The organism is Acinetobacter sp. 1000160, assembly GCF_000588715.1.
In the GTDB taxonomy this organism is placed as follows: Bacteria; Pseudomonadota; Gammaproteobacteria; order Pseudomonadales; family Moraxellaceae; genus Acinetobacter; species Acinetobacter courvalinii.
On record NZ_JFWP02000008.1, the window covers coordinates 125,018 to 148,667 of the forward strand.

Annotated in this window: 22 protein-coding genes; 11 read left to right on the forward strand and 11 right to left on the reverse strand. The window is 42.3% G+C overall.

The window, feature by feature from the left end:
- Positions 1–12: 12 nt before the first annotated feature.
- Together tviB and wecB are read right to left on the reverse strand one after the other, a co-directional pair.
- Positions 13–1,308, reverse strand: coding sequence for a Vi polysaccharide biosynthesis UDP-N-acetylglucosamine C-6 dehydrogenase TviB (tviB, locus tag J699_RS03685; RefSeq protein WP_032870861.1), 1,296 nt, complete (start codon positions 1,306–1,308; stop codon positions 13–15).
- 218 nt (positions 1,309–1,526) lie between these two features.
- The gene (gene wecB, locus J699_RS03680) at positions 1,527–2,654 is read right to left on the reverse strand and encodes a non-hydrolyzing UDP-N-acetylglucosamine 2-epimerase (RefSeq protein ID WP_032870859.1); all 1,128 of its coding nucleotides are present in this window, start codon (positions 2,652–2,654) and stop codon (positions 1,527–1,529) included.
- Positions 2,655–3,300: 646 nt separating this feature from the next.
- Between wecB and J699_RS03675 the strand changes: the two genes are divergently transcribed.
- From J699_RS03675 to J699_RS03655, 5 genes are all read left to right on the forward strand, one after another.
- Positions 3,301–4,401 carry a polysaccharide biosynthesis/export family protein gene (locus J699_RS03675; protein WP_032870857.1) on the forward strand — a complete coding sequence of 367 codons (1,101 nt, stop codon included), beginning with the start codon at positions 3,301–3,303 and terminating at the stop codon, positions 4,399–4,401.
- A gap of 5 nt (positions 4,402–4,406) precedes the next feature.
- Entirely contained in the window at positions 4,407–4,835 is a 429-nt protein-coding gene (locus J699_RS03670) for a low molecular weight protein-tyrosine-phosphatase (protein WP_032870855.1), read from the forward strand.
- A gap of 18 nt (positions 4,836–4,853) precedes the next feature.
- Positions 4,854–7,037, forward strand: coding sequence for a polysaccharide biosynthesis tyrosine autokinase (locus J699_RS03665; RefSeq protein ID WP_032870853.1), 2,184 nt, complete (start codon positions 4,854–4,856; stop codon positions 7,035–7,037).
- Between the two features lie 177 nt (positions 7,038–7,214).
- Entirely contained in the window at positions 7,215–7,922 is a 708-nt protein-coding gene (locus J699_RS03660) for an FKBP-type peptidyl-prolyl cis-trans isomerase (protein WP_032870850.1), read from the forward strand.
- Positions 7,923–7,970: 48 nt separating this feature from the next.
- Positions 7,971–8,660 carry an FKBP-type peptidyl-prolyl cis-trans isomerase gene (locus J699_RS03655; RefSeq protein ID WP_032870847.1) on the forward strand — a complete coding sequence of 230 codons (690 nt, stop codon included), beginning with the start codon at positions 7,971–7,973 and terminating at the stop codon, positions 8,658–8,660.
- Positions 8,661–8,710: 50 nt separating this feature from the next.
- On the opposite strand, the gene J699_RS03650 is transcribed toward J699_RS03655, so the two are convergent.
- The 3 genes from J699_RS03650 to ampD form a co-directional block, all read right to left on the reverse strand.
- Complete coding sequence (locus tag J699_RS03650) at positions 8,711–9,919, reverse strand: hypothetical protein (RefSeq protein WP_032870844.1); 1,209 nt, start codon at positions 9,917–9,919, stop codon at positions 8,711–8,713.
- A 96-nt stretch (positions 9,920–10,015) separates the two neighbouring features.
- A complete protein-coding gene (gene murJ, locus J699_RS03645; RefSeq protein ID WP_171070888.1) occupies positions 10,016–11,575 on the reverse strand; it encodes a murein biosynthesis integral membrane protein MurJ in 1,560 nt (519 codons plus the stop codon).
- A gap of 62 nt (positions 11,576–11,637) precedes the next feature.
- Entirely contained in the window at positions 11,638–12,231 is a 594-nt protein-coding gene (gene ampD, locus J699_RS03640; protein ID WP_032882954.1) for a 1,6-anhydro-N-acetylmuramyl-L-alanine amidase AmpD, read from the reverse strand.
- 145 nt (positions 12,232–12,376) lie between these two features.
- On the opposite strand from ampD, the gene nadC reads away from it, so the two are divergent.
- Positions 12,377–13,222 (forward strand): carboxylating nicotinate-nucleotide diphosphorylase, encoded by an 846-nt coding sequence (nadC, locus tag J699_RS03635; protein WP_032882950.1) that lies wholly within the window; start codon positions 12,377–12,379, stop codon positions 13,220–13,222.
- On the opposite strand, the gene J699_RS03630 is transcribed toward nadC, so the two are convergent.
- Positions 13,219–13,407 (reverse strand): hypothetical protein, encoded by a 189-nt coding sequence (locus J699_RS03630; RefSeq protein ID WP_032870837.1) that lies wholly within the window; start codon positions 13,405–13,407, stop codon positions 13,219–13,221. The two genes, nadC and J699_RS03630, sit on opposite strands and share 4 nt — an antisense overlap.
- Before the next feature lie 252 nt (positions 13,408–13,659).
- Here J699_RS03630 and J699_RS0218860 point away from each other — a divergent pair, with 252 nt between their 5' ends.
- Positions 13,660–13,836, forward strand: a complete 177-nt coding sequence (locus J699_RS0218860; protein WP_228133446.1) for a hypothetical protein — start codon at positions 13,660–13,662, stop codon at positions 13,834–13,836.
- Positions 13,837–13,898: 62 nt separating this feature from the next.
- Here J699_RS0218860 and J699_RS03625 read toward each other — a convergent pair whose 3' ends face one another.
- The 4 genes from J699_RS03625 to J699_RS03610 all read right to left on the reverse strand — a co-directional run bounded on the left by J699_RS03625 (position 13,899) and on the right by J699_RS03610 (position 19,410).
- The gene (locus J699_RS03625; protein ID WP_032870835.1) at positions 13,899–16,079 is read right to left on the reverse strand and encodes a phosphocholine-specific phospholipase C; all 2,181 of its coding nucleotides are present in this window, start codon (positions 16,077–16,079) and stop codon (positions 13,899–13,901) included.
- 315 nt (positions 16,080–16,394) lie between these two features.
- Positions 16,395–17,111: a ribonuclease PH gene (rph, locus tag J699_RS03620; RefSeq protein ID WP_032870832.1), complete on the reverse strand. Its 717-nt coding sequence runs from the start codon at positions 17,109–17,111 to the stop codon at positions 16,395–16,397.
- Between the two features lie 97 nt (positions 17,112–17,208).
- A complete protein-coding gene (locus J699_RS03615; RefSeq protein WP_171070892.1) occupies positions 17,209–18,351 on the reverse strand; it encodes a fatty acid desaturase family protein in 1,143 nt (380 codons plus the stop codon).
- 33 nt (positions 18,352–18,384) lie between these two features.
- Positions 18,385–19,410 carry a flavin reductase family protein gene (locus tag J699_RS03610; RefSeq protein ID WP_032870829.1) on the reverse strand — a complete coding sequence of 342 codons (1,026 nt, stop codon included), beginning with the start codon at positions 19,408–19,410 and terminating at the stop codon, positions 18,385–18,387.
- Between the two features lie 312 nt (positions 19,411–19,722).
- Between J699_RS03610 and J699_RS03605 the strand changes: the two genes are divergently transcribed.
- Together J699_RS03605 and J699_RS03600 are read left to right on the forward strand one after the other, a co-directional pair.
- Entirely contained in the window at positions 19,723–20,373 is a 651-nt protein-coding gene (locus J699_RS03605; protein ID WP_005228248.1) for a TetR family transcriptional regulator, read from the forward strand.
- Between the two features lie 107 nt (positions 20,374–20,480).
- Positions 20,481–21,116, forward strand: coding sequence for a TetR/AcrR family transcriptional regulator (locus tag J699_RS03600; RefSeq protein WP_005228246.1), 636 nt, complete (start codon positions 20,481–20,483; stop codon positions 21,114–21,116).
- 51 nt (positions 21,117–21,167) lie between these two features.
- Here the strand turns inward: J699_RS03600 and J699_RS03595 are convergent, their stop codons facing one another.
- The gene (locus J699_RS03595) at positions 21,168–21,788 is read right to left on the reverse strand and encodes a thiol:disulfide interchange protein DsbA/DsbL (protein WP_005281463.1); all 621 of its coding nucleotides are present in this window, start codon (positions 21,786–21,788) and stop codon (positions 21,168–21,170) included.
- A gap of 425 nt (positions 21,789–22,213) precedes the next feature.
- Here J699_RS03595 and ubiG point away from each other — a divergent pair, with 425 nt between their 5' ends.
- Positions 22,214–22,927, forward strand: coding sequence for a bifunctional 2-polyprenyl-6-hydroxyphenol methylase/3-demethylubiquinol 3-O-methyltransferase UbiG (gene ubiG, locus J699_RS03590; RefSeq protein WP_005281465.1), 714 nt, complete (start codon positions 22,214–22,216; stop codon positions 22,925–22,927).
- On the forward strand, positions 22,924–23,625 hold the full coding sequence (locus J699_RS03585; protein WP_171070887.1) for an HAD family hydrolase: 702 nt from the start codon (positions 22,924–22,926) through the stop codon (positions 23,623–23,625). Before ubiG ends, J699_RS03585 begins: the two co-directional genes overlap by 4 nt.
- The last annotated feature ends 25 nt before the right edge of the window (positions 23,626–23,650 follow it).

The following is a 23,650-nucleotide window of genomic DNA, read 5'->3' on the forward strand; positions in this document are numbered from 1 at the left end:
TCAATTTTTAAATTATAGACGGAAGACTGTAAAGCCCTGTTCAGTCATGCTGACACGGTCAAATAAACCTTTGACATCGGCAAGAACAGGTTGATTACTGCGCACATAGCTTTTTAGCTCGGCTGCAGACAAGTTACGGAATTCATTATGTCCCACCGCAACAACCAGTGCATCGACCGGATGTTCTGCATTGACCTGACCTAGTTCGATTCCATACTCATGCTTGACTTCATCAGCATCTGCCCACGGGTCCGCAACGACCACTTGAGCACCCCAGGCTTCGAACTCTCTAATCAAGTCCGCGACTTTACTGTTACGGATATCCGGGCAGTTTTCTTTAAAGGTAACACCGAGTACGCCTACTTTTGCACGAGGCACATCAATACCATTTTGTAGCATACGCTTAATGGTATTACGCGCGACATAGCGTGCCATATTGTCATTAATACGACGACCGGCCAGAATAACCTGTGGATGGTAACCCACTTCTTCAGCTTTATGGGTTAAATAGTATGGATCGACACCAATACAATGCCCTCCTACCAGACCTGGGCGGAATGGCAAGAAGTTCCACTTACTGCCAGCAGCTTCAAGCACATCAATAGTATCAATACCCAGACGATCAAAAATCACCGATAGTTCATTCACCAAGGCAATGTTTAAGTCACGCTGTGTGTTTTCGATGACCTTGGCTGCTTCTGCAACTTTAATACTTGATGCTTTATGGGTACCGGCAGTAATAATGCTGGCATAAACCGCATCTACTTTATCTGCAACTTCAGGTGTACTACCACTGGTAATTTTTTTAATCTTGGTTAAGGTATTTACTTTATCGCCAGGATTGATCCGTTCTGGACTATAGCCCGCAAAGAAATCCTGATTAAACTTCAGGCCTGAAATTTTTTCGAGCACGGGAATACAGACTTCTTCGGTAGCGCCCGGATAAACCGTGGATTCGTAAACAACGATATCGCCTTTTTTAATCACCTTACCTAAGGTTTCGCTCGCTTTTCGTAAAGGTGTCAAGTCTGGACGATTCACCTCGTCAACCGGAGTCGGTACAGTCACAATAAAAAAGTTACAGCTTTTTAAATCTTCTAAATTTGCGCTATAACTTAAGTTGGTGGCTTGACTTAATTCTTCTGGTGAAACTTCCAACGTATGATCTTGACCACTTTTAAGCTCATCTATACGTTTTTGGTGGATATCGAAGCCCACTACAGGAGTTTTTTTGCCAAATTCTACTGCCAATGGCAAACCTACATACCCTAAACCAATAATTGCTATTTTCAATTCGGCAAGTTGCATCACAATCAGCCTATTCCTTTATAAAGTTTACATCAGTATCAAATGATTTTTTCAGGCCTAATGCTTCACATTAAACGTCGTGCGTACTATAGCAAATTTTTTAAGACTCCCTCATTTCAATTGTATGATTGTGTTTACTGAAACTTATCAATCATTCTTATCGCTTTATAAATAAAATCAAAAAAATTTATAAAGCTCAACTACTCACCAGTTTTTTATCATGAAACTTGAAGCAGAAACTGAATAATCTGCTGACAGGCTGTGCCATCACCATACGGATTATGTGCTGCAGCCATTTCAGCATAAACATCAAGATTTTCAAGCAATTCTGCTACCGACTGTTCAATCGCAGCGATCTCTGTTCCCACTAAACGCACTGTGCCAGCCTGTACAGCTTCAGGTCTTTCTGTGGTATCTCGCATTACCAGCACCGGTTTACCTAAAGAAGGTGCTTCTTCCTGAATCCCGCCAGAATCGGTCAGAATCAGGTAACTACGATTCATTAAATAGACGAAAGGTAAGTAGTCTTGAGGCGCAATCAGATACACATTGTCAATATCGGCCAAAAGCGCGTTTACCGGTTGCTGTACATTGGGATTTAAATGCACCGGATACACAATCTGGATATCCGGATATTTTTTTGCCAGATTCGCTAAGGCCTGACAAATATTTAAAAAACCCTGACCAAAGTTCTCACGGCGATGACCCGTCACCAGAATCAATTTCTTCTCGTTCTCGAGAAATGAGAACTGCTGTTGAAATTGTTCGACCAGTGTTTGGTCTTGCTCAACCTTTTGTTTGACTTGCAATAGCGCATCAATCACGGTATTACCGGTCACAACAATAATCGCTGGATTCACATTTTCTTTAATCAGGTTGTCATAAGAGGATTGTGTTGGAGCAAAATGATAATTTGCCAACACACCGGTTAATTGTCGATTAGCTTCTTCCGGCCAAGGTGAATATAAATCACCTGTACGTAGCCCAGCCTCAACATGTCCTACTTTGATTTTATGGTAATAAGCAGCTAAGGATGCGGCAAATGTAGTCGCAGTATCACCATGTACTAAAATCACATCTGGCAGCCATTGCTCGAACACCTGCTCCAGACCTTTAAGCACTCCAGAGGTCACATCAGAGAGCGTTTGTCCTGGCTTCATTAAATTTAAGTCAAAATCAGGTTTTAAACCAAACAGCTCCAAAACTTGATCCAGCATCTGGCGATGTTGTCCGGTTACACAGACTTTGGTCTCAAAATTTTGCGAATAGTACTGTAACTTTAAAGCCAAAGGCGCCATCTTGATCGCTTCTGGCCGTGTGCCGAATACCAATAAAATTTTTTTCATCGAATTCACCCTTTTTATATATGACTTATTATGTATGCATTAAAAGTTGCTTAATCCTCTCAGGTATTGGGCTAATACAGGCTTTCTTGCTCCTATCGCCCAGTTCTTGAGTAGGAACAGCTAGACCTTGATTGAAAGGATTTGACGAAATAACAATTACAACTGGTCGCTAAAATCCTGTTTTCCTAACGAGAATATCTTACTTGTTGCTCATCAACTTCTATCACTACTGTGTTTTAAAGCAAAAGGCTTTAACTTTTCTCATACACTCGAATGACACTATTTTTACTGGAAATAGCAGGAATGATTTCAATCAACTTTATCTTTTTTAAATACTTTCTTTATGGAGCAGACAGACCATTTAATGGCTCTAAACAAAGCTGAAAATACGTTATTACAGCAAAGACTTAACTGCTCTTTATTTAAAGACCCTAGCATATCTCAAAAGCTTTTTATAAGGTTATTCCTAGCCTTTCAATTATCATATAAAGCAAAGCCATTTTCATATTTTTTCAGATAAACTAAACATACAAACCGAAGTGATTCTGCGGTGCTTTTTTGATATTTTTCAGCTAGAATGACCCCAATTCCAAGTCCAAAGATATGTTGTTGTGTAACAACAGATATAACTATTCAAGGGTCAAGTGTGAAGCATTATCAACTTTTTTCCATTCTTGCGATTAGTCTTAGTGCAACAGCTTGTGCTGTGACTTCAGGCTTACAAACACATGATATTCCAAGTGAAGGTGTATACACGACTGACCAGGGAACCAATGTCAATGTAATTCGAATTACGCAGAATAATTTACCTGCCATTCAACCTGCCCAGATTGATTACCGTAATAATTATTCAACTCTATTTAAACAACAACAACCTGCTTATCGATTAAGTCCAGGTGATGTTGTCTCTATTCAGCTATGGGCTTATCCTGAAATCACGCCACCAGTTAACAATCTAACCAATGAACAATCTATTCAAGCCAATGGTTATCCAGTTGATTATAATGGATTTATCCAAGTGCCCTTAGTGGGTCGTTATAAAGCCTCTGGAAAGACGCTGGCTCAGCTCAATACTGACTTACGCAACCAATTTGCACAATATTTAAAAAATCCTGATGTCATTGTGCGGGTACTGTCTTATCAGGGACAACGTTATTCAGTGCAAGGGAGTGTCATCAAAGGTGGTCAATTTTTTCTCAATGACCAGCCCATCAGTATTTATACTGCTTTAGGTATGGCAGGGGGGGTCACCGATAAAGGTGACAATACCTTTATTCAGCTGATTCGTAATGGTCGGACTTATGATCTGAATACCATCGCGCTGGAAAAAGCCGGCTATTCGTTGCATAAATTGCTGGTTCAACCCAATGATACAATTTATGTAGGTAATCGCGAAAACCAGAAAATTTATGTGATGGGTGAATCGGGTAAAAACCAGGCTCTACCGATGCGTGATCAGGGTATGACCCTCAGCGATGCTTTAGGTGAAAGTCTAGGCATCAATCCGCTTTCTGCCAGCGCCAGCCGTATTTATGTCCTGCGAACAAATCCTAATGATCGCCATACTGAACTGTATCACCTCAATTTAATGAGTCTGGGTGATTTTGGTCTTGCGAATCAATTTAAACTGCGTAGTAATGATATTGTCTATGTTGATGCTACTGGCCTAACCCGCTGGCAACGTATTGTTAATCAGATTATTCCCTTCTCAAATGCGTTATATAATATAGATCGTTTGGGACAATAATTAAAATGGAGATTAAAACAGTTCTGGTGGTTTGTGTAGGCAATATTTGTCGTAGTCCCATGGCACAATATATGCTTAAACAGCAACATCCTGACCTGCAGATTGAATCTGCAGGTATCTCCGGATTAATTGGGCATCCGGCCGATGATAAAGCCCAATTGTGTATGCAACGTTTAAATATTGATATGGGTGCGCATATCGCTAAAAAACTCAATGCTACACATCTAAAACAGGCAGACCTGATTTTAGTCATGAGCCATAATCAGCAAAAACATATTGAACAAATGTGGCCGTTTGCAAAAGGGAAAATTTTTCGTTTAGGGCATTGGCAAAATAAAAATGTACCTGACCCCTACCAGCATGATCAGGCTTTTTTTGATAATACCTGCCATTTAATCCAACAGTGCGTTACGGACTGGAAAAATTATATTTAACTTTTTTAGATTAAGATTATGAGCCAAAATACCAATACCGAAGATACAATTGACCTGAAAGAACTGTTCTTTGCTCTGATTGCACAATGGAAGCTCATTGCACTGTGTATTATCCTAAGCTTAGTGCTTGCTTTACTTTACCTGCGTGCCACACCTAATACCTATTCAGTGGATGCGCTGGTTCAAGTAGAGGACAGTAAAGGAGCATCTGCCGCTTTACTGGGTGATCTTTCTCAAATGATGGAGCAAAAATCACCAGCCCAATCTGAAATCGAAATTTTAAAATCACGTCTGGTACTTGGCTCAGTAATTGAGGCACTTCATCTGGACCTAGATATCACTAGCCCAGAAGATACTTTTTCACATCGTTTATTTAAAAAAACTAATTATACGACTGAATATAACCCTAAAGCGGTTACCTTTCATGATGAGCAAAAATCTTTTGATATCCAGCAATTTGATGTACCAAACTATTATCTGGATAAGAAACTCAGCTTAAGCTTTAAGGATCAAAGTTTTAGTTTAACAGACCCTGTAACTGGACAAGTAATTTTAACCGCCCCACTCAATCAACTTAATCAACTCAGTACTCAGCTTGGGGTATGGAAAATAGCCATCTTTACTAAAGATACTTTTGATACTCATTATTTCGTACAAAAAAGTTCTTTACCAGCTGCAGCACAAGCTATTAAATCAAATTATTCAGTCGCAGAAAAAGGTAAGTTAACCGGAATCTTAGGCTTAAATTATCAAGGCCAAGACAAAGAACATATTACTAAAGTGCTGAATGCAATCTTGGCGGCGTATAGTGCACAAAATGTCGAACGTCGTTCTGCAGAAACTGCACAAACTTTAAAATTTCTGGATGAACAACTCCCAGATTTGAAAAAGCAGTTAGATGATGCCGAACGAGAGTTTAACAAGTTCCGTCAACAGTATAATACCGTTGATGTGACCAAAGAGTCGGAACTGTACCTAACCCAAAGTATCACCTTAGAAACTAAAAAAATTGAGTTACAACAGCAACAGGCAGATCTAGCAGCTAAATATACGGCTGAGCATCCAGCCATGCGTGAAATTAATGCTCAAATTGCCGCTCTGGATAAGCAAATTACGGAATTAAACAATACTTTAAAGCAGTTACCTGATATTCAGCGTCAATATCTGCAACTATATCGTGAAGTTGAAGTAAAAACCCAACTCTATACAGCATTACTCAACTCGTATCAGCAATTGCGTATCGCCAAAGCCGGTGAAATTGGTAATGTCCGTATTGTCGATACGGCAGTAGAGCCTGTGGAACCAATTAAACCGAAAAAACTACAGATTCTGATACTCTCAATCTTCTTAGGTAGCTTTTTAGGTGTCGTGATTGCTGTACTACGTAATATGTTACGTACTGGTGTGAAAGATTCAGCGCAAATTGAGAACGAGTTCGATTTGCCAGTGTATGCCACCGTACCGCGCTCTCCTGTTCAAGAAACTCGTATGAGTATCTTGAAGAAAAAGAAATCAATCCCTCTTTTAGCAGTCAAGCATAATGATGATATTGCAGTAGAGAGCTTACGTAGTATCCGGACCGCAATTCATTTTGCTTTAGCGAATGCTAAAAATAATATCATCATGATTGCGGGCCCTTCACCAGAAGTCGGAAAATCTTTTATTTCCACTAACTTGGCTACCATTTTTGCCCAAAGTAATAAAAAGGTATTGCTGATTGATGCCGATATGCGTCGTGGCTATATGCATAAATACTTTAATCTTGATGTTAAACCAGGTTTATCTGAATATTTAAGTAATCTTGCAGAGCTTAGCCAAGTAATCCACCAAACCGATGTAGTTGGGCTCAGTGTGATTGCACGGGGTAAAAATCCGGCGAATCCGTCTGAAATGTTGAGTTCAGAACAGTTTAAGGCCTTGATGGAACAGTTGAGCCAGCAATATGACCACATCATTATCGATACGCCACCAATCCTGGCCGTAACCGATGGTATTATTATTTCGCAATATGCGGGTGTGAATTTACTGGTTGCACGTTATGCCAAATCACAAATGAAAGAGCTTGAGCTGAGCCTGAACCGTTTTGAACAGGCAAATGTGAAAGTGAATGGCTTCATCTTGAACGACATTCAACGTTCAAGTGCCGGTTACGGTTATGGTTATAACTATTCTTATGCTTATAAAGCCAATAAAGATGACTAAGCAAACTTTAAATTGATTGTTAAAAAACCAGATCCCAGGATCTGGTTTTTTATGCTTAAACACATAAATCTTATAAAAAACCCACGCATTTTTGCGCTTGATTATTCAATGCCTCAGCTTAGACATGCTAAGATCATTACCATAATTTTTTATTCCAATCTCACTTTGGGACATCTCATGAGTAAAGCTTTACCTTTCGTTGTCGCAGCCGTATTAGGCGGTGCAGCACTCGTTCCTGTCTATTATGCAACTCAACACCCAGCGACTGAACTTGGGGCAAAAGCTGATAAAAATGCAGCACCTGTCGCAAAAATCAGTTATGCACTGGGCTACGAAGTGGCTAAGCAAACACCACCAGAATTAGAAACCAGTGCATTTATTACAGGTTTCCGTGATGCCCATGCACAAAAACCTGCTGCATATACAGAAGAAGAGTTACAGGCAGCCTATGTAGAATTCCAGAAGCAGCTGCAACAAAAGCAAATGGATGAAACGAAAAAAGTTGAAGCAACCAATAGCAGCTTCCTGGCAGAAAATGCCAAGAAAGAAGGCGTGAAAACCACTGCTTCTGGTTTGCAATACAAAATCACCAAAGAAGGTACAGGCAAGCAACCGACTGCAAGCTCTACCGTGAAAGTTCACTACAAAGGTCAGCTTCCAGACGGTAAAGTATTTGATAGCTCTTATGACCGTGGCGAGCCAATTGAATTCCCACTGAACCAGGTTATTCCTGGTTGGACTGAAGGTCTACAGTTGATGAAAGAAGGCGGTAAGGCAACGCTTTATATTCCTGCCAACCTCGGTTACGGTGAGCAAGGTGTTCCTGGCTCAATTCCACCAAATAGTCCATTGGTATTTGACGTAGAGTTAATCGCTGTAAAATAAATGATTTAAGGAGGGCTGGTGCCCTCCTTTATTTTTTTGGAAGATAGAATGAAAAGATTAGGCCTGATTTTAATTGCCTCAACCATCGGAACGGTTCAAGCAGCACCCATTTCCACAAAGAGCCCACAAAAAGATCAACTCGGCTATAGCTACGGCTATCTGATGGGTCGAGGGAATGCCGAAACACTCAAAGATTTAAATATCGAGACCTTTGTACAAGGCTTACAGGAAGCCATGCAGGGTAAAGCCGCCTCTTTAACTGATGAAGAAATGGCCAATGTGCTGAATCAATATAAAAAGCGTCTGGAAGCCAAGCAACTGGTTGAGTTTCAGGAACAGGCCAAAAAAAATGATCAGTCAGGCAAAGCCTTTTTAGCTGAAAACGGCAAAAAAGCCGATATCGTAACCACCAAATCAGGCTTACAGTATCAAGTGCTCCAAGCAGGTAAGGGAAAATCTCCCAAAGCTACCTCTACCGTTAAAGTCAATTATGAAGGTCGTTTACTGGATGGTACCGTATTTGACAGTTCTATCGCCCGTAATCACCCCGTCGAGTTCAAACTGAACCAGGTGATTGCAGGCTGGACGGAAGGTGTGCAAACCATGAAAGAAGGTGGTAAGACACGCTTCTTTATTCCAGCCAATCTTGCTTATGGTGACGTCGGTTCAGGTGATGCTATCGGGCCGAACAGTACTTTAATTTTTGATATTGAATTATTACAGGTAATATCTAAATAATTTTAAGAATTTTTATTATTCTAGTAAAATAAAGGTTCCTAAGTTAGTAACTATATTTTTAATTTTGAGGCTAAATAAGAGTTATATATGTATTGGCATTGCTGAAAATTCATAAAACTTTTTATTTTAGCCTTTTTAATTTTAGATTCCATTAAAGTATTACAATCATTATCAGCCACATTAATTTGATTATAATAATCCAAATATAGAGATTTTATTTTTGAACTTCCCATAAATACCCACCACCCCATCCCAAAAGAATAAGTTTGTTTATATGGCTCAATCCCCTTATTCTTTAAACTATACCCAAATCTAAACAACCCATTACGCCCATCCATATAATTAGTTAAGTAGATTTTATTATCCTTTATTTTAACCACATTATTTAAAAATTGTTTATTTAAACCATTTCTATATAAACCATATAAGTTGTAATTTTCTGAATTTTCAGGATAACTCTCCTGTAGAGATAGTAAAATTTTTGGCATTCTAAAAAAATGAGAAGAATCAGAAACCATATTTTTCAAAGGTTTTGATTCCTTAATATTATCTATACTATTATAGCCTGCATATGCATAGGTAGGAAAATCATCATATACCCCTTTATCGAACAACCAATTACCCTGCTTATCAAAATCAGATCGTTGTTTAAAAACTTGCAATGCTGAATTCCTAATTTCTTTAAGTATTACATTATCAGGATAAAGTCTTAATAGATTAGCAGCTGTACCAAATATAAAGAAATCTTCATCAATAATTAGACGTTTATAACCAACATTAGCTTTAGCATTAAGTTTCCATAGAACTCGATCATGCATATTTGGGAAAGGAGTTCTCCCCCACTGCCATGCAGGAATATCCAGCCAAACTTTATCAATATTATTTAATAAATAATCTCCTAATTCTTTATTATTGGAAAGAACAGCATACTCACTTAAAAAATAAAAATACTGAAAATTATTTAATCGCTGTTTTTTATCCCCAATGTCATTTTTTTTATTTTTATCTAAAAGAAATTTTTTCATATGCTCATTAAATTTATTTTTTAGTTTTTCATCATTATTTTTATAAGCATAATATAATGGAACCATCAAAAAATGGGCAGCATTATATTTTTCTGAGGGTTCCCAAGTCTTAATTGATAGATAAGCTTCAGCTCCTATAGTGTTTTCATCCTGTGCTAAAGCTAAACTTTGCATACCTAAACCACATAGTAATACTCCTATCATTTGAGTAATCCTTTTATTTTTAAATCTCATAATCCTTCACCTCACAAACCAAATTTAGAGCAAGTATTTAATATTTCGAATAGAAGTATCACTAGTAAAATAACTGTTAATATTATTTAAATAAATTTAAGTATCCTGATGCTTTAAATGTCTCGGTCTAAATCCTGTCACCAGCAATCCGATTAGGTAAGCAACTACCCCCACCACACATAAACCGATCACTTCTGCAATACGCAGCCATTGCGAGACCTCTCCCTGATACCAGGTTAAGCCATACCACAATGCCGCAATCATCGAGATATTGGCCACTGCATATTGAAACGCCAGTTTTTTCCAATGCGCGCCAAAACGGAAAATATTACGTTTATGCAGATAGAAATACAGCATGCCCGCATTCACCAAAGCAGAGCCAGAAGAGGCTAAGGCCAAAGCCATATGTTCTGCCTGCCAGTCGATCAGCTTAAAGAAACCAATAAACACCACGTTGAGAATGGCATTGGCAGCAACCGCCATTAAACCCACCCGAACAGGCGTTTTGGTATCTTGCTGCGCATAGAAGCCCGGGGCAAATACTTTGATCAGCATAAACGAGATTACCCCTGCACTCATACATTGCAGTGCCAGAGCGGTCATCTTGGTGTCTTCCCAAGTAAACTCACCGCGTTGGAATAGCGCTTGAATGATCGGCGTCGACAACATAAATAAGGCAATACTGGCAGGGATCCCGACCAGCATGATTACCTTGGCGGCCCAATCAATCATACTTCTAAATTTGGTTTGGTCCTGTTCAGCATGGCGCGCAGACAATGACGGTAAAATCACGGTACCAATCGCAACACCAATCAGTCCCAAAGGTAACTCGGTCATCCGCTCGGCACTGTATAACCATGAGACTGAACCATCCTGCATAAAGGAAGCCCAAATGGTATTTAGCAACAGGTTAATCTGGGTGACCGATACACCAAATAAAGCAGGTAACATCAGCTTTAAGATGCGATCCACACCTTCATGTTTGAAATCCACTTTAGGTGGAATCAGCAAATTTTTCTTCCATAATTCCGGAATCTGAATCGCTAGCTGCAGAACCCCAGCGGCAACCACCGCCCAACCCAATGCCATAATCGGCTCAGCCATATACGGCGTCAACCACCACGCCCCAGCAATCATTGCCACATTGAGCAACACCGGAGAAAACGCAGGTGAGGCAAAAGAACCATAACTGTTGAGAATACTGCTGGCAAAGGCCGTCAAGGACATAAACATCAGATAAGGAATGGTCAGGCGGAACATATCGACCGCGAGCTCAAACTTCTCTGGGTCGTTATGGAAACCCGGCGCATAGAGATAAATAATTGCAGGCGCAGCGACCATCGCCACAAAGGTCAGTAAGGACATGGCCGTGAGCAAACAGCCAAATACCCGACTAATGAGAATCTGGACTTCAGCATGAGCGCGACTGGTTTTATATTCGGTTAAAACCGGAATGAAGGCTTGAGAAAAAGCTCCTTCTGCGAATAAGCGCCTAAAAAAGTTGGGAATACGGAAGGCAACAACGAAGGTATCGAAGTCCTTACCCGCACCAAATACATTGAGCAGTACCACATCACGTACCAACCCCAACACCCGGGATAACATTGTCATTGCACTGACAATTACAGTCGATCGCCACAATGCCATCGCACTCACCTACGGCTTATCTTTTAAAAAGCGTTATTGTAATGAAAGTCCTGATGGATTTCGTTGTGAAATTATAAATCTATCGATGTTTTTTCGGCTAACTTGTGTTGAGCAAGCAAATTCCGGAACAATGGCCAATCAAAATACTCACCTGGATCGGTTTTGCGTTTGGGTGCAATGTCAGAATGCCCTGCAAGATGATTCTGAATTTTTGGGTAAGCCTGCTGTAAGGTGCTGACCACTTCAACCAGAGACTGGTATTGTTCGGGCTCAAAGGGTAAATCATCACTCCCCTCCAGTTCGATCCCGATCGAATAATCATTACATTCTTTCTGCGCAAGATAGCTTGAACGTCCTGCATGCCAGGAACGCTCATTAAAGTTCACAAACTGAATGACTTCACCTGTGCGCAAAATCAGCAGGTGTGCCGAGACCTGCATCCCTTCAATAGTCTGAAAATAAGGATGGAGCGACCAGTCCAGCTGGTTCTGAAAAAATTGCTGAATATAGCCCCCACCAAACTGGGAAGGCGGCAAACTGATATTGTGGATAACGATCAGTTGAATATCGGTTCCGGCAGGTCGTGCATTAAAATTAGGCGAGGCAATCTGGGTCGCTCCCACCAATATACCCTCTTGTACTTGAGCAAATCTAGCGTGTTGCATTGTGACTCGAATCAGCAATTTAATCTGTATAGGCGCCATTCTGCCATGCTTTCTCCAGAATAATCGAGATGAAATACTTATTTTTTACAGGGAGGATGTTAATATATGAGACACGTTTTTTAGTCAAACATACACTGGAAATGGTATGAGTATTCCTCAATCTTTGCTTGAACAATCTATTCAAATCAATATTCAACAAGCATTACAGGAAGATATTGGGGATGGCGATATTCCCGCCATGCTTACACCAGTCGATGAGCAAGCCACTGCGACCATTATTAGCCGTGAAGAGATGGTCTTGGCTGGTCAGCCTTGGGTGAATGCCTTGATTCAAGCCTATGACAACAGCGTGCAAGTGACCTGGTTAAAGCAAGAAGGTGACGTTGTTGCGGCAAATGAAGCGTTCCTCAAACTCGCTGGTTCAGCGCGCAGCTTACTCACAGTAGAACGTCCAGCTTTAAATTTTATCCAGACCATGTCTGCGGTTGCGACTAAAACTGCAAATTACGTTAAACAGCTTGATGGTTTACATACCAAACTGCTGGATACCCGTAAAACCTTGCCAGGCCTGCGTATCGCACAAAAATATGCGGTAGCCATCGGTGGTGGACAAAATCACCGCTTGGGTTTATTTGATGCATTTCTGATTAAAGAAAATCATATTATGGCTGCTGGCGGCATTGCCCAGGCCATCACCAAAGCCCATGAAATCGCACCGGGCAAACCGGTCGAAGTCGAAGTGGAAACTTGGGATGAGTTAAATCAGGCCCTAGAAGCAGGGGCTGATATCGTGATGCTGGATAACTTTAGTCAGCAACAGATGATTGATGCAGTGAAACACGTTGCAGGTCGCTGCAAGCTAGAAGCATCGGGCAATATCACTATTGAAAATTTACGTGAAGTGGCGACCACTGGCGTGGATTACATTTCAATGGGTGTATTGACCAAAGATGTAACAGCGGTTGATTTATCGATGCGTTTTAACGCTTAAGCCTGATCGGTCTGTTTGTTTTGAGACTCATGCTTTTGGGAAACCAAAATTTCTGTGTTCTTAGCGACTTCTGTCGTTTCAACTTGCCACGCTGATTTGGCTTCGGTCGAATCAGTGGGGCGTGGATCTGCCGCCATTAAAACAAAAGTTACTGCGGTGAGTAACACCAAAAATACCTGTAACATGCTTTCCCTTCAATGTGTTTGTTTCAATTTGCCTCAATCTAGCAAATTTAAATGAGTCAAATCAGTGGGCTGTGTTACAGGCATGTAAACTCTCGGTAATGTTGTGTTGACGATGCTGGCTTTATGTCTGCTTTCCTTTCTTGCTGTGTAAGCCGACAATGCTCAGCACCATGACTGATTAAAATAATAATGATGGACAGCATATTTGAGGCTTTATTCCACTTACTTTTTAAGTTGTTCCGCTTTGTATTTATGAATGTGATCTTTGAGATTCTGTTTGAAGGATTGATCCGTAGTATCGGTTATGCGGTTGTCCGCTGTTATCGTTTCGGGCAGCGGGTGGATTTTGACAGTACTGAAGTATGTGTAGCGGGTTTTCTTAGTGTGTCGCTGCTGATCGCACTCTGTCTTTACTTTTTATTACGCTAATCCAATCTAAAAAGCAGCCCAAGTGCTTACCTAGACTGCTTTTTCTGATCTCATCCAATAATTTATAACTCCATAAAGCCCATATACGGATCAGAAATCGAGTCTGCATTGGTTTCAATACGCCCAGCAAAACGACGGCGATAGCTCGGATCATTTTCAATGGTGACGGTAAAATCATACCAGCCGCCGAACTCGCTCATATCCCAGCTCAGTTCCTGTTCAACCGCAGCCGTTTCAATGTGCCAAGTCTTATTCGGCAAATAGGCATTGGCTTTGACCAACAACTTTGCAGTCTGCCCCGCATCATTACGTACTTTCAGGAACAGTTTGGGATCACATTCTTCCATACAGACCCGGATTTCTGGCAATGCCTGAATTTGTGCGAGCTGCGTCAGGTCACCGCTAAAGCTGCGATGAAAACCATTGGGTCCCAATACCCACAGATCATACTGATTGTCCTTGCTCTGCCAAATATCATCCAGTTGCTTGCCTGCCTCCACCATATAACGGCGCGGTACCGCATCCAGATTCAATTTATCATAGACATGAAATACGGCTGCATGTGTCCCAGTATTAGAGAACATCAGTTTGACTGTTTTCGCGCTGCTATCCACTTTGGCACTGGTGTGCAAAATATATGGCAAGGCACGCGATGGTCGGATACCCAGTTCCTGAACAGGATACGTCTGGCTGTCTGGACGGCTGACTTGCGCTAATTGCTCCTGTGCTTTGCGAATTGCATCCGCATCAGCTTTACTCTTCTTACCTGCCAGATCTGGCATAGGCAGTAAATTCGGGGTTTTAAAGTTAAAGGCCGAGGTTAAATCACCACATACGGCACGACGATAAGGACTGATATTCGGTTCCTGTACCCCAAAGCACTGTTCCAGGAAGCGAATTACGGAGGAGTGGTCAAACACCTGTGAGTTAACCCAGCCGCCACGGCTCCACGGTGAAATGATATACATCGGTACACGGATTCCTGGCCCATAGACCCCGACCCCATTACTGACCTCTAGATTGGTAAAATTCGGTTGGCCACTGGATGCCTTGGCATGTGTTGCATACTCATAGGACATCTGTTCCTTGCTTAAGGTCGATTTGCCATAGACCTCACCGGATATATCCATCGAAGGTGCACTTGGTGAAGGTACATGGTCAAAGAAGCCATCATTTTCATCGAAGTTAATCAGGAAAACCGTCTGGCTCCATAGTTCCGGACGCGCTGTGAGTGCATTGAGGACTTCCTGAATATACCATGCGCCTTGCACAGGGCTTGAAGGACCCGGATGTTCACTATAGGTTGCAGGAGCCACCAGCCAGCTCACCTGCGGTAACTGCTCTTTGGCAATATCATCTTTAAATGAACCAAGGAAACCGCCATCTGGCATGGTATTGGCAATTCCTTTATACAAGGGTTGTCTGGCATCAATCGCCGGGTCATAAGCTGGGCAAATGGTACTGTTATTGACTGGTTTGCCAGATAATTCATTGGCACGGCGGTACTTTTTAAAACCAGCCAAGGGGTTATCGGTAAAGTTATCCGGCATGTTTTGATAGACTTTCCAGCTGACGCCTGCTTGCTGTAAGCGTTCAGGATAAGTGGTCCAGTCATAACCGGTGAGAGATGACCCAATCGAGTCCAAATCATTGACCACGCTGGCAACATTGGCCCCAGTTGGACCATTGGTTCCCGTCCAGATAAACATACGGTTAGAGTTGGTTCCGGTGTGCATGGCGCAGTGATATGCATCACACAAGGTAAACGCATTGGCTAAGGCAAACTGGAACTCAACTTCCTGTTGTTTGTAATAGCCCATCGATTGTGGCTGCTTGTATTGCACCCATTTCCCCATCCGGCCATGATCCCAGGCATATTGACCATCGGTCCATGAATGCGGTGTGCCACTGACCCGCTGCGCATTGCCGCGGCTGCTGTCCAGATGATACGGATAGACCTTGTTCTTTTTGGCATCGTACTGTTCCCAGACTTTACGACCTTCACTTAAAGGAATGGTGAAACGGTCGCCAAATCCACGTACCCCTTTCAAGGTGCCAAAATAATTATCAAAAGAGCGATTTTCCTGAGTCAGGATCACCACATGTTTCACGTCTTTGATGGTGCCGGTTTCGACCTTGGCATCAATCGCCAGTGCCTTTTGAATACTCATTGGAAAACTGGTCAGCGCCGCAGTCCCAAATAGTGCCTTAGTCGAATTTAATAAAAAGTCACGACGATTCATTTTATTCATTTCCTTATTGTTATTCTTTAAGGGGCGCAATGCATCTTGCAGTTTGAGGTAGGTGGCTTCGGCTCTGGCTGAGCGTTATTGTTATCGCCACTATCGCTATCGTTACAGGCACTGAGTAACAGGCAGCTCCCAGCAAGTAAGGCTAAAAAGAAATTTCGCATTTGACGATCCGTTCAATATCAGTGCAGATAGTCAATACAATCTAAATGACAGTTCGATGATGATTTGATCGCAGTTTGATGACAAAAAACAGATAAAAAAAAGGCGGTCTAAACATACCAGACCGCCCGCACTATCAACTGGAACTTACCAACCGAGTGCCTGCTGTTGCTTCTGAATCAACTCCATGATTCCTTTTTCTGCAAGCTCTAACATGGCATTGCACTGCTGGCGGGTAAACGGCTTGTCTTCTGCCGTACCCTGAATTTCAATAAATTCACCCGCTTGTGTCATCACCACGTTCAAATCGGTTTGGCAATTTGAATCTTCTTCGTAGCATAGATCAAGGAGGACTTCGTCCTGATACATGCCCACTGAAATTGCTGCCACCAGACCTTTTAATGGGTCCTGTTTAATTTTCTTGTTGCTGAGCAATACATTCATGGCATCGACTAAAGCCACTGCTGCACCGGTGATTGCCGCAGTACGGGTACCGCCATCGGCCTGAATCACATCACAATCGATGGTAATGGTGTTCTCACCTAACTTCTTCAAGTCCACCATGGCACGTAAGCTACGGCCAATCAGACGCTGGATTTCCTGAGTACGACCGGTTTGTTTACCACGCGCCGCTTCACGATCACTACGGGTATGGGTTGAGCGTGGCAACATGCCATATTCAGCAGTTACCCAGCCTTGACCCTGACCTTTCAGGAAGCGTGGTACCGAGTTATCAATACTCGCCGTACACAACACTTTAGTATGACCAAACTCAACCAAAACTGAGCCTTCTGCGTAACGGGTATAGTTACGGGTAATTTTTACCTCACGTAATTGGTTTAATGCTCTTTGGTCAATACGCATAACGATTCCTTAAAACTATGGCTCAAATATCATTGCGCCATAGTATAGCTCAATTACACGTGCTTTCAGTTTTACTTATTCGTTACAATTCACCCAATTAAGCAAACTTAAACTTTGACTTAAGGTTGCTCCAACCTTGTGCCAGTTGCGCAGAGAAGTCATTTGGCAATGAACATTTGGTCAGACGCACCCACACCGTCCAGAACTGCTTCATAAAGTTGGCTTCGTTATAATTCACGCCATATTCGGCACATAAGGCCCTGATTTGTGGTGCCACCTGTTCATAACGATTGGCAGGCATATCCGGAAATAAATGATGCTCGATCTGATGGCTTAAATTACCGCTCATGAAGTGCATCCACTTCCCGCCGGTGAAGTTACTCGAACCACGAATCTGGCGCAGATACCACTGAGCCTTGGTCTCGTTCTCGGTATTGTCCGCTTCGAAGGTCTCGGCATCTTCAGTAAAGTGACCATTAAAAATCACAGCTGATGACCACAGGTTCCGGATAATATTGGCTACGGCATTACCCGCCAATACTGGAATAAAGTTGACAGTGGCAATAGCCGGGAAGAATACATAATCTTTCAGCACCTGGCGTCTGGCTTTTTTACGGAACTCCGCCGCATCTGCCCAGACCTGTTTCCAGGTTTTGGTTTTATACACCAGTGCATCTTCCAGATGCAGGTTTTGTACCCCCACATACCACTGGAAAAAGAACATTAACTGTAAGGCCAACGGAATATTGGCCAAATGGCGTACTTCCCATTTCTGGTCTTCTGTGACACGTAAAATGCCATAACCCACATCATGATCTTTACCGACAATATTGGTATAGGTATGGTGCATATAGTTATGGGTATAGCGCCAGTCATTGCCTGAACAGGTATTGTCCCAGTCGTAATCTTCACCACGTAAACTTGGATCATTGAGCCAGTCAAACTGTCCATGCATCACGTTATGGCCCAGCTCCATATTCTCGACGATTTTAGACACACCCAGCATGGCGGTTCCCAGTAACCATACCGGTGGAATCCAGCCACCGAACATCAGCATGCCACGCGATGCGATTTCGGTATAACGCACGAAATTACGCACTTTATAAATATATTTTGAATCCTGCTCACCAAGGTTTTGCATCACTTCCAGTCGGATTTGCTCGACACGGCGACCAAACTCTTCAACCTGTTCAGGGGTTAAATGTGCTGACTTGGATGCGTTTTTAAACTCTAATGCCATATTCATTGTGCTGATCCTCAAATATCTTTGTTTTTATAGGTCAATGGTAACTGGGCTCAGTGCCTGGCTCACACATAACTTGATTGGACGATTCGGTTGATCATCAATTTCACCCGTGAGCAGGTTCTGGGTCACGCCGCTAACTTTGGTGCAGCTACAACGGTTACACACACCCATGCGGCAACCATGTTGTGGTCGTAAGCCCGCTTGCTCTGCACTGCTCAGCAGATTGGTCGTTGCAATAAAATTCTGTTGTGCACGACGGAAGCTAACCGGTTGTGCTTCACTGGAGTGCTCGACTTGTACAGGTTGGAAAAATTCTTGATGAAAGTTTTCCGCTGCCGCATGCTGGGTATAAATCTGTTGCGCCTGTTTCATCATGCTGTGGTGACCACAGGCATAGGCTTGCATCTGTTTAAAATTCGGGACTAACTTTTCTAACAATGCCGCATCTAAATGCTGTTTTTGCTGTGCCGTATTAAAGAAGTGATAGTGCAACTGTGGATATTGCTCAGCCAAGGCCAAGATGTCCTGATGCAATACTTCAGCACGGTTAAAATACAGCACATGCACGTGTTCAAGCTGCTGTTGTAACGCTTGTTTTAATAAAGCATAAATCGCAGTAATGCCTGAACCTGAAGCAATCAGTAATGCTGGCTGCTGACCTTGATGTAAGACGAAATCACCTTGTGGCTGAGAGATTTCAAAGCTGTCTCCAACACGTAATTGTTGTGCTGCTTTAGACACTACACCTTGCACTTTAATGCCTAGACGGATTTCGCCTTGCGGCGTAACTTCAATAATCGAATAACTACGTTGCTGATAGACCCCGTTAATCATCAGGGTAATTAAAACGCTTTGGCCGGCTTTCACCTGGCGAACATCAAAATGATGATTGGGCTTTAGGCTGAGGGAGACCATATCTTCGCTCAGCGGCTGCACAGCAGTGACTTGCGCAAGAATGCGTTTCCAGGCGAAGGTTGGTTTGATCTTTTGCAAGATAAAATCAACGAAATCTTCTCGAATCCAATGTGGCTGATAACTTAACTCTGCGTTCATACGTTCCTCGTTTTGTATCTGGCTATTTATTTTGAGTGAACAAATGTTCATGTAGTGAACATGTGTACACTATATTTATTTGTGTTCACTGAGTCAACACTTGTTCACTAATTTTTTGAATATTTTTTGTACTTGTTATAAGCCACTCAAAATACGGGGAAAATAAAGCGCTTTTTTCAGATACGGCGGGGAATTTGCATATCTATTGCATCCATAAAGATCAAAAACATCTGTATTTAGCAATGTACGAAGACTAAAAAGTTTCCGTTTTTTTTGCTAGACTCTTTGGTATGGTTTTAATGGATCTTATTCATGTCGATTAGAGATGAACGAAAACAACAGAGTCGACAGGCTTTACTGGATGCAGCCCTCCATCTCAGCACTGCTGGGCGCTCATTCAGTAGCATTAGCTTGCGTGAAGTTGCACGTGAAGTTGGTTTGGTTCCAACGGCATTTTATCGTCATTTTCAGGACATGGATGCGCTCGGACAAGAGCTGGTCGATCAGGTTTCCTTGCATTTAAAAAGCCTGATTCATCAATTGGGGCAAAGCTACTTGTTACACAGTGGTTCGGCCAAAACCCGGACCAGCATTGAATTATTTGTACAGGCGGTTAATCACAGCCCGCAACAATGGCAATTTATGATTGCGGAGCGTTGGGGCGGATCTGAAACGGTACGTATCGCCATCGCACGTGAAATTGAATTTCTGATCGAAGATCTGGCGATTGATCTGTGCAAGCTCGAAACCTTCAAACATATCAAGGAAGCCAAGCATTTGCAGGTGCTTTCGACCATCCTGATTAATATGTCATTTACCTGGGCCATGACCTGGATCAATCTGCCAAAACAATACACGATCGATCATTTACTCGAACAGCAAAACCTATTTATTGACAATGCCGCGACCCAAGTGCGCCTATTATTCAGTGGGATTTCCAACTGGGAACCTCAAAACGCTTGATCATATCCAAACCAAAGTTTGATATATAAAAGCATTGCTTCGCGTTATGATGCATTGGACACTAATGCAAATGCAGTGTAGAACACTATGAGGAGCTTATAAGCATCATGAATCCAGATCGTCATACTCAGTTCTTAATTCGTAAAGAAAAAATCTTGCAGGTTGCAGAAAAGCTGTTATTAGAAAACAACCAAGAAATGACCCTCGATGAACTGGTTGCTGAACTAGATATTGCCAAAGGCACCCTATATAAACATTTCCGTAGTAAAAATGAGTTACTGCTGGAACTGATTATCCAGAATGAAAAAGAAATCTTAAAAATTTCAGATAAATACAATACGGATGTCAAAGAGTATGCACCACGTTACATGCTCTATCACCTTACTTCACCAAGCCGTACCATTCTGTTGCATCAGTTAGAAGAACATCTGACCATGACCGAATCCAAGTTAAAGCATCTGTTTGATGAGCTTTACTCGATCCGTCAACAACGTATTGTGTCGTTAAAAGACATGACTGAAAAATATTTAAAATCACAGAATTACGATATGTCAATCCGTGATTACCTGTCTTATATCTGGTCACTGACCTATGGCGCGGCCTTATTGTTGAACTCAAGCTACTATCAGCGTTCGATCGGTTCACGTGAGAAATTGATTAATCTGTATGTCAATCAGGCCTTGTCGTTGCCCACCCAGAAAGTCCAGATTGATTTAAAAGACTTTCAGCTGGAACAAGACTAAATAAAAAAGGACTGTCGCGGCAGTCCTTTTTTATATATGTAAATGCATTAATTATTTGGCTTTACGTTCTTTTTCTAACAGGTAATTGACTACTTGAGTGACTTTACCATCTTCACCCTGAACCACATACTTACCATTTACCACCACGGCAGGAACACCCGTCAACTGGTACTGCTGTGCCAGTTTATTTGATTCGGCAATTTTTGCAGAGATCGGGAAAGAGTTAAACATGCTGTTAAACTTCTGCTCAGGCACACCGTAACGGGCAAAGAATTTTGCCTGAGAAGCCTGGTCAAAGATCTGCTGGCCACCTTCATGAATCGCATGGAACAGTGGAATATGGGTTTTCTTGCGTACACCCAGTGCTTCAGAAACGTAATAGCCACGCGCGCCTTGTTCCCATACCTTATTCATTGCCGCCGGTGTACGAAGGAAATAGACGTCTTTTGGAATTTGTTTTAACCATGCCTGCATATGCGGTTCAAGCTTGAAGCAGTGCGGGCAACCATACCAGAAGAATTCACGCACTTCGAGCTGGCCGGCTGGTGCAACCGTTTTACCAGGATTTGCAATCACGGTATAGTCCTTACCAGCCACAAAATCAGCTGCCACGGCATTCATTGAAAATGCTAATGCAGCCACACTCAAACCACTTAATACTAACTTTTTCATTGACTTTGCTTTTCCTCTAAGCATTTTTCGTAAGTTTATATGCTAAATATAAAACAAACACGAGCAATTCGTTTTGCTTCTGTGAAGTTTTTTATTGGATTTATCGCTTTTTTTGCCAGAATCGCTACACTAAGCTAAATTCAGACTCAAAACATTCTCTGAAATTAGATACTCGACAACGTCATCTGCAACCTGCGAGGTATCTACAATATATTGTTTTTGCAATAAATTGGATAAATGCAAGAAATGAACAGGTTTTGCAGATGACAATGGTTTTGCCTACTTTTCCCGAAAGAAAAGTAGGTCGAACCGAAGGTCTATCCTGAAATAAGATGAAAACTCGGCAAGACTCTGCTTGGTTTAATGTTTTAACTAAGGATTTGATCATCATTACAACTCCATAAAATATTGATAGAGGCTCTTCCATGTCGCAATTGAATGTTGACCCGCAAGAAATCGCAAAATTTGAAGCATTGGCTGCCAAATGGTGGGATCAACATTCTGAATTCCGCCCGCTCCATCAAATCAACCCTTTACGTCTAAACTGGGTGGATGAACGCGTGGGCGGCCTGGCAGGCAAGAAAGTCCTTGATGTCGGCTGTGGTGGCGGGATTCTGGCAGAAAGCATGGCACGTCGTGGTGCCGATGTTGTAGGCATTGATATGGGCGAAGCGCCGCTTGCGGTGGCACGTTTGCATGCCCAGCAGGACAATGTTGAAAATATTGAATACCGTCAGATCCCAGTCGAGCAACTGGCGCAGGAACAGGCCGGTCAATATGATGTGGTAACCTGTATGGAAATGATGGAACATGTACCAGACCCTGCTTCAATCGTGAAAGCCTGCCAGGCTTTGGTTAAGCCAGACGGTCATGTATTCTTCTCGACCATTAACCGTAATCCGAAATCATATTTATTTGCCATTATCGGTGCGGAATACGTGCTTCGTTTACTGCCAAAAGGCACGCATGACTATCATAAATTCATTCGCCCTTCAGAAATGGCACATGATATCCGCAATGCAGGTCTTACCCTCAAAGAAATGACCGGTTTACATTACAACCCGATCACCAAACATTACTGGTTAGCGCCAAATGTTGACGTGAATTATATGGTTCATACCACAAATACAGGTGCGTGATGAAAGCTGTTTTATTTGATCTTGATGGTACGCTGATCGATACCGCTGCCGACTTTATCCGTATCATTCAGCAAATGTGCCGTGACGAGCAGCGCCCTGTGGTGGATGCCGCAACCATTCGCACGCAGGTGTCTGAAGGCGCACGTGCCATGGTAAAACTGGTCTATCCCGAATTAGAGGTTACCGATCCTGTATTTTTAGGACATCGCCAGCGCTTTTTAGATGTCTATGGTGACAATATTGTAGTCGACACCAACCTGTTTGAAGGCATGTATCCTTTACTGGAAGAACTGGAAGCCCACGATATCCCGTGGGGTATTGTGACCAATAAGCCTCGTGGCTTAAGCGAGCTTTTACTCGCGGCCTTAAACCTGTCCGATCGTTGCGCTGTACTGGTTTGCCCGGAAGATGTCAGCCATACCAAACCCGATCCGGAACCGATGTATCTGGCGGCTAAAAAGCTTAATCTTGATGCCAAAGACATCATTTATGTCGGCGACCATCCACGTGATATTGATGCAGGCCGTAATGCAGACATGTATACCATTCTGGCGGCTTATGGTTATTTGCCTGTAGAAACACGTGATGATCTGGCGGCCTGGCAGGCCGATGCCATTATTCACACCATCCCCGAATTACACCAGCTGCTCAAACAGAAAATCACTGTTTTGTCAGAAAATCAGGGTATGATGGGTTAATTATTAACGATAAAAACAGGAGGCA

Excerpts from the sequence above, each read along its gene's own strand:
- tviB (WP_032870861.1), bottom strand. The coding sequence starts at position 1,308 with ATGCAACTTGCCGAATTGAAAATAGCAATTATTGGTTTAGGGTATGTA.
- wecB (WP_032870859.1), bottom strand. The coding sequence starts at position 2,654 with ATGAAAAAAATTTTATTGGTATTCGGCACACGGCCAGAAGCGATCAAG.
- J699_RS03670 (WP_032870855.1), top strand. The coding sequence starts at position 4,407 with ATGGAGATTAAAACAGTTCTGGTGGTTTGTGTAGGCAATATTTGTCGT.
- J699_RS03665 (WP_032870853.1), top strand. The coding sequence starts at position 4,854 with ATGAGCCAAAATACCAATACCGAAGATACAATTGACCTGAAAGAACTG.
- J699_RS03660 (WP_032870850.1), top strand. The coding sequence starts at position 7,215 with ATGAGTAAAGCTTTACCTTTCGTTGTCGCAGCCGTATTAGGCGGTGCA.
- J699_RS03655 (WP_032870847.1), top strand. The coding sequence starts at position 7,971 with ATGAAAAGATTAGGCCTGATTTTAATTGCCTCAACCATCGGAACGGTT.
- J699_RS03650 (WP_032870844.1), bottom strand. The coding sequence starts at position 9,919 with ATGAGATTTAAAAATAAAAGGATTACTCAAATGATAGGAGTATTACTA.
- ampD (WP_032882954.1), bottom strand. The coding sequence starts at position 12,231 with ATGCAACACGCTAGATTTGCTCAAGTACAAGAGGGTATATTGGTGGGA.
- nadC (WP_032882950.1), top strand. The coding sequence starts at position 12,377 with ATGAGTATTCCTCAATCTTTGCTTGAACAATCTATTCAAATCAATATT.
- J699_RS03630 (WP_032870837.1), bottom strand. The coding sequence starts at position 13,407 with ATGTTACAGGTATTTTTGGTGTTACTCACCGCAGTAACTTTTGTTTTA.
- J699_RS0218860 (WP_228133446.1), top strand. The coding sequence starts at position 13,660 with ATGAATGTGATCTTTGAGATTCTGTTTGAAGGATTGATCCGTAGTATC.
- J699_RS03625 (WP_032870835.1), bottom strand. The coding sequence starts at position 16,079 with ATGAATCGTCGTGACTTTTTATTAAATTCGACTAAGGCACTATTTGGG.
- rph (WP_032870832.1), bottom strand. The coding sequence starts at position 17,111 with ATGCGTATTGACCAAAGAGCATTAAACCAATTACGTGAGGTAAAAATT.
- J699_RS03615 (WP_171070892.1), bottom strand. The coding sequence starts at position 18,351 with ATGGCATTAGAGTTTAAAAACGCATCCAAGTCAGCACATTTAACCCCT.
- J699_RS03610 (WP_032870829.1), bottom strand. The coding sequence starts at position 19,410 with ATGAACGCAGAGTTAAGTTATCAGCCACATTGGATTCGAGAAGATTTC.
- J699_RS03605 (WP_005228248.1), top strand. The coding sequence starts at position 19,723 with ATGTCGATTAGAGATGAACGAAAACAACAGAGTCGACAGGCTTTACTG.
- J699_RS03600 (WP_005228246.1), top strand. The coding sequence starts at position 20,481 with ATGAATCCAGATCGTCATACTCAGTTCTTAATTCGTAAAGAAAAAATC.
- J699_RS03595 (WP_005281463.1), bottom strand. The coding sequence starts at position 21,788 with ATGAAAAAGTTAGTATTAAGTGGTTTGAGTGTGGCTGCATTAGCATTT.
- ubiG (WP_005281465.1), top strand. The coding sequence starts at position 22,214 with ATGTCGCAATTGAATGTTGACCCGCAAGAAATCGCAAAATTTGAAGCA.